Source organism: Actinospineispora acaciae DSM 45401 (genome assembly GCF_000620785.1).
Taxonomy (GTDB): Bacteria; Actinomycetota; Actinomycetes; order Mycobacteriales; family Pseudonocardiaceae; genus Pseudonocardia; species Pseudonocardia acaciae.
The window spans coordinates 1751661-1764821 of record NZ_JIAI01000001.1 but is presented as its reverse complement, the minus strand read 5'-3'; the positions used below and the strand labels follow the sequence as shown (position 1 = coordinate 1764821).

Annotated in this window: 13 protein-coding genes; 7 read left to right on the top strand and 6 right to left on the bottom strand. The window is 69.0% G+C overall.

Annotation, left to right across the window (positions count from 1 at the left end):
- Positions 1-70: 70 nt before the first annotated feature.
- Positions 71-526 carry a winged helix-turn-helix transcriptional regulator gene (locus tag N912_RS0108495; RefSeq protein ID WP_028922109.1) on the top strand — a complete coding sequence of 152 codons (456 nt, stop codon included), beginning with the start codon at positions 71-73 and terminating at the stop codon, positions 524-526.
- A gap of 67 nt (positions 527-593) precedes the next feature.
- On the opposite strand, the gene N912_RS50360 is transcribed toward N912_RS0108495, so the two are convergent.
- On the bottom strand, positions 594-1952 hold the full coding sequence (locus tag N912_RS50360; RefSeq protein ID WP_169747835.1) for a helix-turn-helix domain-containing protein: 1359 nt from the start codon (positions 1950-1952) through the stop codon (positions 594-596).
- Positions 1953-2176: 224 nt separating this feature from the next.
- On the opposite strand from N912_RS50360, the gene N912_RS0108485 reads away from it, so the two are divergent.
- From N912_RS0108485 to cyaB, 3 genes are read left to right on the top strand one after another with little or no spacing between them, the layout of a single operon-like run.
- Positions 2177-4330: a B12-binding domain-containing radical SAM protein gene (locus N912_RS0108485; RefSeq protein WP_245645205.1), complete on the top strand. Its 2154-nt coding sequence runs from the start codon at positions 2177-2179 to the stop codon at positions 4328-4330.
- 17 nt (positions 4331-4347) lie between these two features.
- The gene (locus tag N912_RS0108480) at positions 4348-5391 is read left to right on the top strand and encodes an aldo/keto reductase (RefSeq protein WP_156993271.1); all 1044 of its coding nucleotides are present in this window, start codon (positions 4348-4350) and stop codon (positions 5389-5391) included.
- 15 nt (positions 5392-5406) lie between these two features.
- Complete coding sequence (gene cyaB / locus N912_RS60070) at positions 5407-5961, top strand: class IV adenylate cyclase (RefSeq protein WP_051579841.1); 555 nt, start codon at positions 5407-5409, stop codon at positions 5959-5961.
- A 23-nt stretch (positions 5962-5984) separates the two neighbouring features.
- On the opposite strand, the gene N912_RS61900 is transcribed toward cyaB, so the two are convergent.
- Complete coding sequence (locus tag N912_RS61900) at positions 5985-7418, bottom strand: helix-turn-helix transcriptional regulator (RefSeq protein ID WP_169747834.1); 1434 nt, start codon at positions 7416-7418, stop codon at positions 5985-5987.
- Between the two features lie 555 nt (positions 7419-7973).
- Between N912_RS61900 and N912_RS63335 the strand changes: the two genes are divergently transcribed.
- Positions 7974-8216, top strand: coding sequence for a hypothetical protein (locus N912_RS63335; protein ID WP_156993269.1), 243 nt, complete (start codon positions 7974-7976; stop codon positions 8214-8216).
- 230 nt (positions 8217-8446) lie between these two features.
- Positions 8447-8737, top strand: coding sequence for a hypothetical protein (locus N912_RS0108465; protein WP_028922105.1), 291 nt, complete (start codon positions 8447-8449; stop codon positions 8735-8737).
- 94 nt (positions 8738-8831) lie between these two features.
- On the opposite strand, the gene N912_RS65080 is transcribed toward N912_RS0108465, so the two are convergent.
- Positions 8832-9392, bottom strand: coding sequence for a CGNR zinc finger domain-containing protein (locus N912_RS65080; protein WP_051579840.1), 561 nt, complete (start codon positions 9390-9392; stop codon positions 8832-8834).
- A 67-nt stretch (positions 9393-9459) separates the two neighbouring features.
- On the opposite strand from N912_RS65080, the gene N912_RS0108455 reads away from it, so the two are divergent.
- The gene (locus N912_RS0108455) at positions 9460-10071 is read left to right on the top strand and encodes a GNAT family N-acetyltransferase (RefSeq protein ID WP_051579839.1); all 612 of its coding nucleotides are present in this window, start codon (positions 9460-9462) and stop codon (positions 10069-10071) included.
- Here the strand turns inward: N912_RS0108455 and N912_RS0108450 are convergent.
- Genes N912_RS0108450 through N912_RS0108440 form a run of 3 tightly spaced genes read right to left on the bottom strand, consistent with a single transcriptional unit; the run spans position 10051 to position 13150 of the window.
- Positions 10051-11289 (bottom strand): aminotransferase class III-fold pyridoxal phosphate-dependent enzyme, encoded by a 1239-nt coding sequence (locus tag N912_RS0108450; RefSeq protein WP_028922102.1) that lies wholly within the window; start codon positions 11287-11289, stop codon positions 10051-10053. The two genes, N912_RS0108455 and N912_RS0108450, sit on opposite strands and share 21 nt — an antisense overlap.
- Entirely contained in the window at positions 11286-12317 is a 1032-nt protein-coding gene (locus tag N912_RS0108445) for a transketolase family protein (RefSeq protein WP_028922101.1), read from the bottom strand. Before N912_RS0108445 ends, N912_RS0108450 begins: the two co-directional genes overlap by 4 nt.
- The gene (locus N912_RS0108440; RefSeq protein WP_028922100.1) at positions 12314-13150 is read right to left on the bottom strand and encodes a transketolase; all 837 of its coding nucleotides are present in this window, start codon (positions 13148-13150) and stop codon (positions 12314-12316) included. The genes N912_RS0108445 and N912_RS0108440 overlap by 4 nt, the downstream gene beginning before the upstream one ends.
- Positions 13151-13161 lie beyond the last annotated feature (11 nt).

The following is a 13161-nucleotide window of genomic DNA, read 5'->3' as shown; positions in this document are numbered from 1 at the left end:
CCCTTGCTTCATGCCAGGGACGCTAACGTAGCGATTTGCGTCATGCAAGTGACTGGCTAGACTGGGCCGGGTGCTGCCCCGGACCTACCCCGAGATCAACTGCTCGATCGCGCGGACCCTGGAAGTGGTGGGCGATCGCTGGACGCTGCTGGTGGTGCGCAATGCCCTGGCGGGCGAGACTCGGTTCGAGCAGTTCCAGGAGTCGCTGGGGATCGCGTCGAACGTGCTCAGCGATCGGTTGGGCCGGCTGACCGAGGCCGGCGTGCTCTGCCAGCGGCCTTACCACGACAAGCCCGTGCGTTTCGAGTACCTGCCGACCCGCAAGGGCCGCGACCTGTGGCCGGTGCTCGCCGCGATGATCGCCTGGGGGGATCGGTACCACCCGCCGCCGCACGGGGCGCCGCGCCTGCTGGTGCACGAACAGTGCGGCGGTCAGGTCGCCGCCGAACTGGTCTGCGCCACGTGCGCCACGGCCGTCTCGCCGGATGCGGTGGTATCCGTCGACGGCCCCGGTGCGATCGCCTAGCCGCCGATGAGCTCGCGCGTCATCGCGGGAAGGCATTCTCGAAAAGAACGTTCTCTGGACATCACACCTAGATCAGGTCACCGGAGCGCAGAGCCTCGATAAGAGTGGCGACCTCAGCATCGCTGCGCCAGGCCGTCAGCATTGTCGTCAATGGTCGCAGTTCGTTCTCCGTCCGCACGGAGCCGGTCTGGCGGGCGAGGGTGAGCGCTTGCAGGCCGACTGTGGCGGCTTCGTGGACCTGGTGGTCGTGGGCGTATGCGATGGCGAGCTTGGCCATCCGGTAGCCCCGGTCTCGGTCGTAGCCAGCTGGGAGTTCGTCGATCTTGCGTTGGTAGATGGTGATGGCCTGGTCTATGCGGCCGACGTCGCGCAAGCAGGTTGCGGCCTGGTCTTCGAGGGTGTCGGTGCCGTAGTGGTGGATGTATGCCGGTACGCCCGGCGGCGGGTCGGTTCCGGCGGCGGCGAGGAGTTGGGCGGCGTTGTCCAGTTTGGGCTGGCAGCGGTCGTAGTTGCCGGTGATGGCCCAGCCTCGGGCCTCTTGCTGGCTGGCCAGGGCGAGGATCTTGGTGTCGATGCCGTCCGGGTTGTGCTGGGCGGCGGCGGCCAGGTCGGTCGCGCGGGCGGCGTCCCCGGCTCGGTAGGCGATGTTGCTCTTGCGGATGAGCATGTACGCGGCCATCTGCCGGTCGCCGGCGATCTGGGCCAGTTCGGCGGCGCGGTCGGAGTACCACATGGCGGAGTGGGTGTTGCCGGCGTCTTGGTGCAGCCAGCCGACCATCTCGGCGTAGTGGGCCTGGATGGGCGTCAGAAGTGCGCGCATGCGGGGGGTGGATTCGCGGCGTAGCTGGTCCAGGGTGGCGAACTGGGTGTGCACGACGGGCAGTAGGTCGGCTGGGCCGAGCATCTTGTCCGCTGTGTAGTGCTCGGCGAGTAGCCGCTCGAAGTAGCCGGCGACGCGGTCATCGACCTGACGTGGGCGGTCGATCGCCCTGTGGAGCCGGTCGATCTCGTCGGGGTTGAGCAGGCCGGGCAGCATGGCCATCAGGCCCCCGGCGGCCAGGAGATCGCGGCGAGAGAGCGGCACGCGTATGACCCTTCCGTCCGGCAGTCGCAGCTCCACGGTAGCCGTCGGCGGGTCGCCCTCGCTGGGTACGACGGCGCGGGCCGGTGGGGGCGTTCGGCCCTGGTCTGCCTGTTCGGCCAGCCGGTGCAGGGTGGTGAGCAAGTCGCCGGTGCCGAGCGCGGCGTCCATCGACCGCACGTAGTCCAGCGCGGGCAGGTGCTCGCCGTGTTCGGCCCGGCTGAGCCGGGAATGGTCGTAGTGAATGGCGCGGCCGAGCTCGCGCAGCGACATCCGGGCCTGTGTCCGGTGTGCACGTAGTGCCGCGCCGAACATGGTGCGGGCTAGCTCGCTGGCGTCGGCCATGGCCCCGCCCTCTGCCTGTGGCTGTTGCGGCTGTTGCTGGGTTGGTGCGGCAACAGCGGAGGTCTCGCCGCGAGCCCAGCGGCTCCGCACGCTGGGTTCCGGCGGCCCTCTCGGGACAGTAACAACACCGCAGCTCCGGCGTGGGTACTTCGCGCCCTCGTGAGCTGTTCCCAGCGGGCTGCACACGCTCCAGGCCATGTCGCAGATCCCGCTGGAGGTCGGAGATGACCCAGGTTCTTCTGTCCCCGCGTGAGCGCTTGCTGTACGCGGTCGCGCACGCCACCGGTGACATTCAGTCCCTGGCGTCCGGGGCGGGGACGCTGCCGGTGACCCAGCCTGACAAGCTCCACGCCGTGCTGGCCGAGCACCTCGGCCCCGGCCACACGACCGTCGTGACCGGCGCGCTCGATCGGCGCCTGGTTCTCATCGGACCCAACACCGCCAGCGGCGACGATGTCTGGACGGCGGCGGACCTGTCCGGGCAGCCACACGCAGCCCGGTCCTGGCCGGCCTGGACCACCGGTCGGCTGAGCATCGCCAATCCGTCTGGGTGGCTGTCCACCGCCACGATCACCCCGGACGGTCGCTACCGGCTGCTGCGGCCTCGGCTGTTGCTCGCCGCGCTGTATCACCCGGAGAACTTCCCGCTGCCGCGCTTCCCGCTCGCGATCTCCGACCTGGCACGCGCCGCGCGGTCGAGCTTGCTGGGCCGCGCGGAGCTGATGGACATGCAGCTCGGCGCCACGCTCGACGACATCATCGGCCGCGTTCTCGCCGGCGAGGTCGACATTCTGGGGATCTCGGCCACCTTCGGCCAGCACGACCTGATGACCTGCCTGCTCGACGCGGTATCCGAACTGGACAAGCCGCCGTTGATCGTGGCCGGTGGCAGCTTGACCGTGCGCAACGAGCGGCTCTTGCTCGACCGCTACCCGCAACTGATCATCGGCCGAGGCGCGGGCGAGCCCACCATCGCCGACGTGCTCGCCCACTGGCACGGCGATCTCGAGCTCAACGAGATCCGCGGCGCTGGCCATCGCGGCTCAGCGCGCGGCGAGGGCACGCTGACGATCGGGCGGGTCCGGCGGACCGCCACGGTGGCCAACCGGCTGCAGACCGACATGTGGCCCGAGCTGGACCTGCTCGACGTCACTTTCGAGGCCAAGGGCGTCGCCCAGCTGGAGGCCTCGCGCGGGTGCACCAACTACTGCAGCTTCTGTCCGCGCGGGCACAAAGGACAGTGGGCCAGCTCCGACCTGAAGGCTCTGCGCTGGTTGCTCGCCGAGATGGGCCACGTGTTCGACCGGCATCCGCGGATCCCGCGCACGGTCTACCTGGTCGACGAGGAGTTCATCGGACGAGGCGACGACGCGGTCGCGCGAGCGCTGCGGGTCGCCGACATCCTCGCGCAAGCAGGGTTCTCGTGGGAGACGTCGTGCCGAGTCGATCAGGTCGTTCGCGTGGACCGCGACCTCGCGTGGCACGTTGAGCGCGGCCAGCTCTGGCGTGGGTTGGTCGAGCGCGGGATGCGGCGCTGCCTGTTCGGCGTCGAGTCCGGCGTGACCAGCATCCTGGACCGGTTCAACAAGGAAACCTGCGCTGAGCAGAACGCCCTGGCCATCCGCACCCTCACCGCCCTGGGAGTGCCGCCGAGGTTCACCTACATCACGTTCGACCAGCAGATGAGCGCCGGCGAGCTGCGGGCCACCCACGCGTTCCAGGGCCGCACCGACCTGCTGCTGCGCCCGCAGCCCGAGCTGAGCGTCGAGGAAATCGTCGACGGCGTGCGCGACGAGGAGTGGGTCGCCGAGCACACCACCGGCCGGCCGTTCTACACCGGCATCTCCTACATGCTCGTCAGCATGGAGTGCCTGATCGGCGCCGCCTACACCCGCCGCGCCGAGGCCGCCGGCCTCACCGGACGGGCCGACCCGTCGATGGGCCGGGTCGAGGCCTGGTTCGCCGACTGGCGCATCGGGGTGTTCTCCCGCTGGGCGCAGCTGTGGATCGACCGGAACTTCGCCCTCGACTACACCCTGAAATCGCTGGAGAAGATCACCGACGGGCAGCCCCATCAGGTCGTCCGTGCCCTGCGCGGCGTGGTGAAGACCGCCGCGTACCAGCTGCTCGACGGCATGATCAACCTGCTCGACCACACCGAACCAGAGCCTGTTCGCATCGATGCACTCGACGCGGACTGCGCAGCTCTGGCCGGGGAACTGCTCGGCGGGCTGCGCGGGCAGTTCGCCGCCGCACTCGCCGCGATCGAGCCCTACCTCGCCGACGAGCACCACGACCTGGTGCGCCGCGAACACGACCGGTGGGCCGCCACCGACACCTGGCGGCTGATCAACGCCGCCGACCCGTGCGGCACCTGACCGAGAGGACCACGCCCATGTTCTCCGTGCCCCGCCGGGTCCTGCCCGGCCTGAACATCGAGGTGTCCGCGATCGGCGCCGGCTGCTGGGCCATCGGCGGCCATGCCATCAACCGAGGAGTACCGATCGGCTGGGACGACGTCGACCCCGCTGCTGCCTACGAGGGCCTGCTGCGAGCGCACGCCCTCGGCGTGACCCTGTTCGACACCGCCGACGTCTACGGCCTGGGCCAGTCCGAACGGTTGCTCGGGTGGCTGCTGCGCCGCGTCGACCGCGCCTCGGTCGTGGTGTCGAGCAAGGTCGGCTACTTCGCCGGCACCGCCCGCCACCCCTACCTGCCCGCCCAGATGCACCGCCAGTTCGCCACCACGCTCGACAACCTCGCCACCGACTACCTAGACATCTACTTCCTGCACAGCAGCGACTTCGGGCCCGATGACCGGCACCTCGACGGCGCGGTCGCCGTGATGCGAGAGCTGCGGGAGCAGGGCCTGATCCGGGCGATTGGACTGCGCGCACCGCACAGCTTCGCCGAGCAGTGGGCCACCAGCGACCGGCCCGAGGCCGCCGCGACCGCCCGCTGGCTCTGCCTGTTCGACGCCATCCAGCCGGACATCGTGACCGCGCGGTACAACCTCCTCAGCCCCACCTACCAGCCGTGGGAGACCGACATATTCGACTTTGCCCGCCCGCGTGGCGTCGGAGTCCTCATCAAGCAGCCCCTCGGCCAGGGCGCCCTCTTCCGTCGCCACGCTGGCCCGCACCAGTCATTCAGCAGCGGGGACCATCGCTCGCGTGACCCGCTGTTCCGGCCTACGGCCCTCGCCGAGGTGGACGCCCGGCTCGCGCCGATCCGCGCTCGCTTCGGCGACACCCCTGCCGCCATGGCGCGCGTCGCCCTCGGCTATACCCTGCACCGCGACTCGGACGCCGTCGCGCTCGTCGGCTTCCGCGACGCCACCCAGATCCACACCACCGTCACCAGCCTGGCCGACCCGCTCACCCTGCAGGACATGACCGAGCTGAAGGCCCTGCTCCACGCATCTCACGCCACCGTCTGACCAGGAAGGACCACCGTGCAGTACATCGAGGTCGAGAAGAAGTTCGCCCTGCCCGACCCGAACGCCCTCAAGGCCAAGCTCGAAACCCTCGGTGCCAAGCCCGGCGACCCGACCCGCCAGGTGGACGCCTACTTCAACGCACCACACCGGGACTTCCTCGCCCCAGATGCGATCTCGGAGTGGCTACGCGTGCGTACCGAGGACCGAGGCTCGTCGATCAACTACAAGCGGTGGCACCCCATCGACGCCCTGGTGAAGACCCACGCCGACGAGTACGAGACCAACGTCGCCGACGTCGAGGCCATCCGCCGGCTACTGGACGCCCTCGACTTCACCCCGCTGATCACCGTCGACAAGACCCGCGAGGAGTGGAAGCTCCCCGACGTCGAGGTCGTCTTCGACCACGTCGTGGACGCCGGCGACTTCGTCGAGTTCGAGTTCAAAGGCGACGCGGCCGACATCGACGACGCCACCACACGCTTGGAGGAGTTCATCGCCTCCCTCGGCGTCGAGCTGGGCGAGCCCATCAACCGCGGCTACCCGCACATCCTCCTGGGACGCGAGCACTGACCCTTTCGGGCGATTGCCACGTCCTACGCTGGCAATGCCGCCAGCGCGCGGACTTCGCGGACCTCCGGGAGCCGCGCTGCCCGCTCCGGCAGCCTGCTCAAGGCAAAGCTAATGGATGTGCGGAGATGACCATTCTTCAAGCTTGGCGGGAGCGAATCGTAGACCTCACTTGCATAGCGTGCTCCACCTGCGGCATCTCCCGAAACCATCATGCTTGCCGCTTGATGGAATTTGACTTGGGCCACACCTCGTGCAAGCGGCGACGAGTACATTGCCAACGCAGCATCATGCGCCTTCATGGCATCAGGAACATTCCCAGTGTATGAATGCACGAAGCTTCGGGCACCGAGTAGTCTACTTTCCGACCATCCCCAGGTAGTGATATCTGAGCGAGTGCCGTCATCCAGCGTCCCAAAGACACGTTCGAGTTCCGACAGCGTGCGATTAGCGTTCGCACGATCGCCTCTCAAGGCGTGCACGTGAGCGCGAGTGGCCAGGGCATTTGCGGCGCCCGGTGACGGTTTGCCGTCGGCCATAGCCAGCACATCGTCAGCGAGGCTCATCGCCTGCTTTGGCCCTCCGGGCCCGTGTAAGGTCAAGATCGCTCGACGCCCGCCGACAAGGCAGCGCAGATCGTGATCGTTGCTGGCCTCTGCGGCGGACTGCGAGATGCGCCAGTACCGTCCTGCGTCGCTCCAGTAGCCGTTGGTGAACAGCACGATCGCGGCAAGACCACTGAGCCGGGCGGCGACGCCAGCGAGCCGCGGTTGCCAACCTTGCTCGGCCGTCGTGAAGCGAGCGTTTACCTCGTCGAAGTCGACCAGCAAGCGAGAGAGCAGGTCGTACCGACATTCCCAGGGCCGAGCAACCAGGTAGGCGTACTCGTGGGCGGTGCGGTCCCAGTCGTTGACGTCATAGACGGTCGTCGGGGCGCGCAGAGCCTCGTCCAGCTGCCGACGGCTGGGCTCTGCCGCGGACACGAGACTTCCCACGGTCGCGCCACCGAGCGCCCTGATCGCATCTCGTCTGTCCACGCCGCCCTCCTCCCTCGACGCCTCGGCGCCCGGAGGGAGAACCTGCTGATCAACCTGCGTACCGAGCACCACAGTCGACGGTTGCGACCAGTCTGCATCCCGTCTGTCTCGTACGCCACATTCGGTTCTCTCATCTTCTGGTCGCGGCGCGGCGGGGACCTGACCATCCGCTCGCCCGAGCATGGTGATCGACATGGCCGGCTCGCGCGTTGGTCGGGGTTTGACCAGCTGTTCCAGCTCCTCCTGGGTTACGTCGAGGAGTGCGGCGAGCTCGCGGAGGTGCCGGCGGCTTGGCCGGTTCGTCAACGACTCCCAGCGGCGAACCTGCCGCTCCTCAACGCCCATCCGGTGAGCAAGCCCCTCCTGGGTGAAGCCGGCCTGATCACGGAGGTCCTGCAAGGTCTCCGGTGTTCGAGCACTCACGGTGTGCTGCCTCTCACCGTCTCGGGGTGAACGAGTGGGGCAAGCAGCGTACCGAAAAATCATTGCTGTTGATCAACAGTCCGGTCGAACGACCGGTCTGGCACTAGACGACCGGGCAAATGCCCTGGTCATGACATCTGCGGGGGTCTTCACTCGGTTTCATGATCCCCAATGGATCTGCCCTGGTCACGCGGCTGCGCAGGGCACGCGTCCACCTCTGCGACTTCGCCAGCATCGTGTGGTACTGGCTGACCTGCTGGCAGCGCCCGCGTGCGCGAAGCACTGACGGGCACGGCTTCTTCGTCCTCATGTACTCCCCCGAGGACGGCCAGTACCACGTCGTCCTCGAACGAAGGATGTGCGCGATCGCTCCTGGCCAGCCTGCGGTCCTGGCGATCTGCGGTCACGCGGTGCATTTCGCTTCACCAGATGAGGAGCATCGACAGGCACCGGGGCACTCCCGTTGTGTCGATCTCTTCAATGCTCTTGAGGTCCGACCGATTCTGCCAGTCCGACCCTCAGCGCCATATCCGCCAATTCTCGACGATTTGATTGATGTCCGATACGCCATCGGAGCGTGAAGATGAGCTACGACCTCATATTGAAACCCAGGAGACGACTGCCCCAGACAAGACTGATGGGCGCGCGCAGGCGCGAGCACTGGAGAGTACAGATCAGCGACTTTGCGCTCTACATCGCGCGACCGGCCAAACTGAATGGATCGACCTGGAGGCAAAACGGCAGGGCGCGCACGACATCGACAACCCGCCGGAAGCAGGCGGTCTCAATGCATATTGACTCGTCGTTACCTCAAATATGAAGCATTGACCTGGCGCGACCGATGGTCGTGGTTCCTGGCGAAATGGCAAATGTTGCCCAGCACCGAAACCGGGAGGGAGTGGTTCATATGAGCAGTTCAGTGAAGATCACGCCACCAATGCCGTGGGGGCGTGTGGACACCTGTTGGGTAGGAGTGTCGAATCCGGTTCGGGCGATTCGACGGATCGGAGAGGATTGGGTAACCACCGATGAATGACGTGATTTTCATGATCTTGATCGGCCTTGTCGTGCTCAGCATTTGGATGTTGACCCTAGCTGTCAAGAACATGCAGCGCATGTTCTACACGCTCTTGACCAAGGCCGATGGCGGTCCCCAAAGCGGAGACTCCGTCTCGTGCGCTAACGGCAAGCGAGCAAAAGTCCTATGGCGCCGATGGAATGGTGCTGAAGAGTACTTGGCAGTGCACTACCAGGATGGCAGCGGCCTCGACATGATATCGCTCGATACAATGCTGCCCATCTCCGTGCACCGCAACTGACCCCCGCTTGGAAACACTGCGAAATGCTGACGTTCAGTCCTCCATCAATTTCGTAAACAATGAATGCCAGATTCCCCTGCTCAGACGGGGCTGTTCAGTGTGGTCGGTTTCTGGCGCGGTAGGCGCGGGCCTTGTGGATGGACCCGCAGGCCCGCATCGAGCACCAGCGGCCGGTGCGGCTGCGGGAGGTGTCGTAGAACAGCCAGGCGCAGTCCGGGTTGGCGCAGGCCTTGAGCCTTGGCCAGGTGTCGGTGAGGACGGCTTCGTGTACGGACGCCGCCAGTTCGGCGATCGCGGCGGTGACGCCGGGGCGGTGTGGGGCCAGCGCGGTTCGTAGCCGGCCGTGCTCGTCGGTGTCGATCCGCACGACCTGGGGAGCGGCGGCGCTGAGCTGGTTGAAGGTGTTGAGGGCGTCGGCGGACGGACCGGTGGTGGCGGCCAGCTCGTGGAGCACGGCGCGGAACCGGTGGAGGTGGCCGAGGTCGGCGGTGGTGACGGCCTCGGTATGGGGGAGCAGGTCGTGCTCCGCCAGCCAGGCCGCGGCGCGGTCGGCGTCGGCGAGGTCGTCGTGGCCGCCGTAGCGGTCCTCGGTGTTGGCGAACCGCCGCACGAGCTCGAGCCGGCCGGGCGCGGGGTGGGCGGGGTCGGTGGTCATCGGATCAGGTCCTTCCGGCGCGTTCCGGCGTCACCAGTGTTTGACGGTTGATGGTAACGTCAGGCGGGTGAAGGAGGACTCCGAGGTGCGCTGGGCGCCGCTGACGGCACGGACCTTTGCCGACTTCGAGCTGGTCATGGGTGCGAACGGGGGCGCTCGCGGCTGCTGGTGCATGCACTGGCGGGTGCCCTTCCCCGAGTGGCAGCGAGGCCGGGGGTCGGGGAACCGCGAGCGGATGGCCGAGCGCGCCGCGAGCGACCCGCCGCCGGGGGTGGTGTGCTACCTCCGGGGCGAGCCGGTCGGCTGGGTCGGGATCGGGGAGCGGGCCGAGTACCGGCGCATGCAGCGCTCCCCGGTGATGCGTCCGGTCGACGACGTCCCCGCGTGGGTGATCAGCTGCATCTACCTGCGACGGGGGTACCGCCGCCGAGGGCTCCAGGCCGGGATGATCGAGGCCGCCTGCGAGTTCGCCGCCGGGTACGGGCAGCACACCGTCGACGCCTACCCCGTCGACCCGGCGGACGGCAGGCTCGCCGGCGCCGACAACGCCATGACCGGGATCGCCTCGGCGTACCGGGCCGCGGGGTTCACCGAGCTGGGGCGGGCCAAGGCCGATCGGCCGGTCATGCGCCGGGTCGTGGCGGCGGGCGTCGTGGGCTCACCCGCGCCGTCGGGCTGACGCGAACGCGTCGTCGGTGCGTTCCAGGATCGCGTCGATGTCGTCGTCGGTGTGCGCGGCGGAGAGGAACCAGTTGTGCCAGGGGTGCAGGTACACCCCGCGCTCGACGGCGGCCTCGGCCCACGCGGTGGCCATCCGCAGGTCGGTGTCGCCGGCGAAGGAGAGCATCGGCATCTGCACCGGGCCGGTCTGTCGGATCTCGACGCCGTGGGCCTGGGCCTGGGCGGCGAGGCCATCGCGCAGCCGGGTGCCGGTGCGGGCCATGTCCGGCAGCGCGCGGCCCTTGCGCAGCTCGGTGAGGGTCGCGAGGCCGGCGGCGAGCGGCACCGCCGCGTACCAGAACGACCCGGTGACGTAGATCGAGCGGGCGGCCTCGCGCAGCGCCTCGGTCCCGGTGACGGCGCCGAGCGCCTGGCCGTTCGCGATGGCCTTCGACCAGGCGGACAGGTCGGGGTGGACCCCGAGCGGCTCCCAGCTGCCGCCCAGGTCCAGCCGGAACCCGCAGCGCACGTCGTCGAGGACCAGGGCGGCGCCGGTGCGGTCGGCCAGGTCGCGCAGGCCGCGCGCGAACGCGGGGTCGACCAGCTCCTGCTCGCGCTTGATGTCGTGGCGCATCGGGCAGACCACGATCGCGGCCAGGTCGTCGCCGGCCTCGGCCGCGGCGGCCGCCGCGGAGGCGAGGTCGTTGTACTCGTAGTGCACCAGGTGTGCCTGGTCCTCGGCCGTGACGCCGGCCCCGCGCAGCGAGCACCACGGCACCGCGCCGTGGTAGGCGCCCCTGGCGACCAGCAGCTTGCGCCTGCCGGTGGCGGCGCGGGCGATCGTCACGCAGGTGGTGGTCGCGTCCGAGCCGTTCTTGCAGAACATCGCCCAGTCTGCGGCGGGGATCGTGTCCACCAGCAGCTCGGCGAACTCGACGGCGACCGGGCTGGTGCCGTCCAGGCAGTCGCCGCGTTCGAGCTGGTCTCGGACGGCGGCGGTGACGGCGGGGTGGCGGTGGCCGAGTACGACCGGGCCCCAGCCGCACATCAGGTCCAGGTAGGTGCGCCCGTCGGTGTCGGTGATGCGGCAGCCCTGGCCGGAGGCCATGAACTGGGGGTGTGCGTCGCTGAAGGCCGCCACGTTCATGTGGCCGTACATCCCGCCCGGGATCACCTGGCGGGCCCGCTCGCGCAGCGCGAGCTCGTGCTCGCCGAGGACTGTCGGTGCGGTGGTCATGCGCGGGTTCCCTTGCTGTTGAGCAGCTCGCGGGCGACGGCGGCGATGCCGGGTCCGTCGAGGCGGTAGTGGGCGTAGAGGCCGGCGGGCGGGCCGACGGGCACGTGCTCGTCGGGCACGCCGTGGCGGCGGAACGGGACACGGACGCCGGCCTCGAACAGGCACTCGGCGACCGCCGTGCCCAGGCCGCCGGTGACGTTGCCCTCCTCGACGGTGAGGACGGCGCCGGTGGTGAGTGCGGCGTCGAGCACCGCGTCGCGGTCCAGCGGTGCGATGGTGAACATGTCCACGACCCGCGTGGAGATCCCGGCTTCGGACAGCTCGGCCGCGGCGGCGAGCGCGGGGTGCACCTCGGAGCCGGTGGCGATGATCGTCAGGTCGGTGCCGTCGCGGACGGTCTCGGCGCGGCCGATCACCAGCTCGGGGACGTCCGGGTAGACCTGCGGGTCGCGGCCCCGGCCGAGGCGGATGTACATCGCGCCGGGGTGCTCCAGGGACAGCCGCAGCAGTGCGCGCAGGTGGTTCGCGTCGGTGGCGCAGACGACGGTGAGGTCGGCGATGCAGCGCATCATGCCGATGTCCTCCAGGCTGTGGTGGCTGGTGCCGTAGAAGCCCATGGACATGCCGCAGTGGTGGCCGACCACACGCACCGGCATGCCGGGGTAGGCACAGTCGGTGCGGATCTGCTCCGCGCCGAGCAGCGCGGCGAACGCCCCGAACGTGGCCGCGAACGGGACGTAGCCCGACGCCGCCATGCCGGCCGCCATCGTGATCATGTTCTTCTCGGCGATGCCGACGTTGACGAACCGCTCCGGGTGGCGGGCGGCGAAGTCGGTGGCCCGGTTGGAGCGGGCCAGGTCGGCGGTGAGCACGACGATGCGCGGGTCGTGGTCGGCGAGCCGGGCCAGCTCCTCGCCGAACACGAACGCCGGGATCGCGCGGGTGTCGGTGCCGTCCACCGAGCGGGTGTCCTTCAGCCCGACGCCCGCGGTGCCGTTGAAGATCTCGGACTGGTCCTGGGTGTTCATTCGCGCTCCAGCTCGTTCATCACGTCGTCGTAGTCGGCGCCAACCAGGTTGCCGACGTGCCAGTCGGGGGACAGCTCCATCCGGGCGACGCCCTTGCCCTTGACGGTGTCCGCGACGACGAGCTGAGGCGGGCCGTCGGCGTCGTGCGGAAGGTTCGCGAACAGCTCCAGCAGCGCGGGGATGTCGTGGCCGTCGACCCGGTGGGTCTGCCAGCCGAACGCGGCGAACCGCCCGTCGATGGGCTCGGCGGCCATCACATCGCGGACGAAGCCGTCGATGCCGAGCTGGTTGGCGTCCACGATCGCGACCAGGTTGCCCAGCCGGAAGTGGCCGGCCGACATCGCCGCCTCCCAGACCTGGCCCTCGGCCAGCTCGCCGTCGCCGAGCAGGCAGTACGTGCGGTGGTCGGACCCGGACATCCGCCCGGCCAGCGCCATCCCCGCCGCGATGGAGAGCCCGTGCCCCAGCGAGCCGGAGGAGAAGTCGATGCCGGAGACCTTGCGCATGTCCGGGTGGTCGCCGAACGGGCTGCCCAGCCGGGTGTAGGTGTCCAGCTCGGCCGGGGCGAAGAAGCCCAGATCAGCCAGCACCGGGTACAGCCCGATCGCCGCGTGCCCCTTGCTCAGCACGAACCGGTCGCGGTCGGGCCAGTCCGGGCGGGTCGGGTCGATGCGCAGGTGGGCGTAGTAGAGGACGGCGAACAGCTCGGCGCAGGAGAACACCGCGCTGTAGTGGCCGGCCCCGGCGATCCGGGTGAGGCGGACGGTCTCGGTGCGCACGAACCTCGCCCGGTCGGCGAGGCGGGCGACCTCGGGTGTGGTGGTGACGGGCAACTCGGTGCTCC

What these genes read in the sequence shown, in the direction of transcription:
- N912_RS50360 (WP_169747835.1), bottom strand. Translation starts at nt 1,952, where the DNA reads ATGGCCGACGCCAGCGAGCTAGCCCGCACCATGTTCGGCGCGGCACTA.
- N912_RS0108485 (WP_245645205.1), top strand. Translation starts at nt 2,177, where the DNA reads ATGACCCAGGTTCTTCTGTCCCCGCGTGAGCGCTTGCTGTACGCGGTC.
- N912_RS0108480 (WP_156993271.1), top strand. Translation starts at nt 4,348, where the DNA reads ATGTTCTCCGTGCCCCGCCGGGTCCTGCCCGGCCTGAACATCGAGGTG.
- N912_RS63335 (WP_156993269.1), top strand. Translation starts at nt 7,974, where the DNA reads ATGTCCGATACGCCATCGGAGCGTGAAGATGAGCTACGACCTCATATT.
- N912_RS0108465 (WP_028922105.1), top strand. Translation starts at nt 8,447, where the DNA reads ATGAATGACGTGATTTTCATGATCTTGATCGGCCTTGTCGTGCTCAGC.
- N912_RS65080 (WP_051579840.1), bottom strand. Translation starts at nt 9,392, where the DNA reads ATGACCACCGACCCCGCCCACCCCGCGCCCGGCCGGCTCGAGCTCGTG.
- N912_RS0108450 (WP_028922102.1), bottom strand. Translation starts at nt 11,289, where the DNA reads ATGACCACCGCACCGACAGTCCTCGGCGAGCACGAGCTCGCGCTGCGC.
- N912_RS0108445 (WP_028922101.1), bottom strand. Translation starts at nt 12,317, where the DNA reads ATGAACACCCAGGACCAGTCCGAGATCTTCAACGGCACCGCGGGCGTC.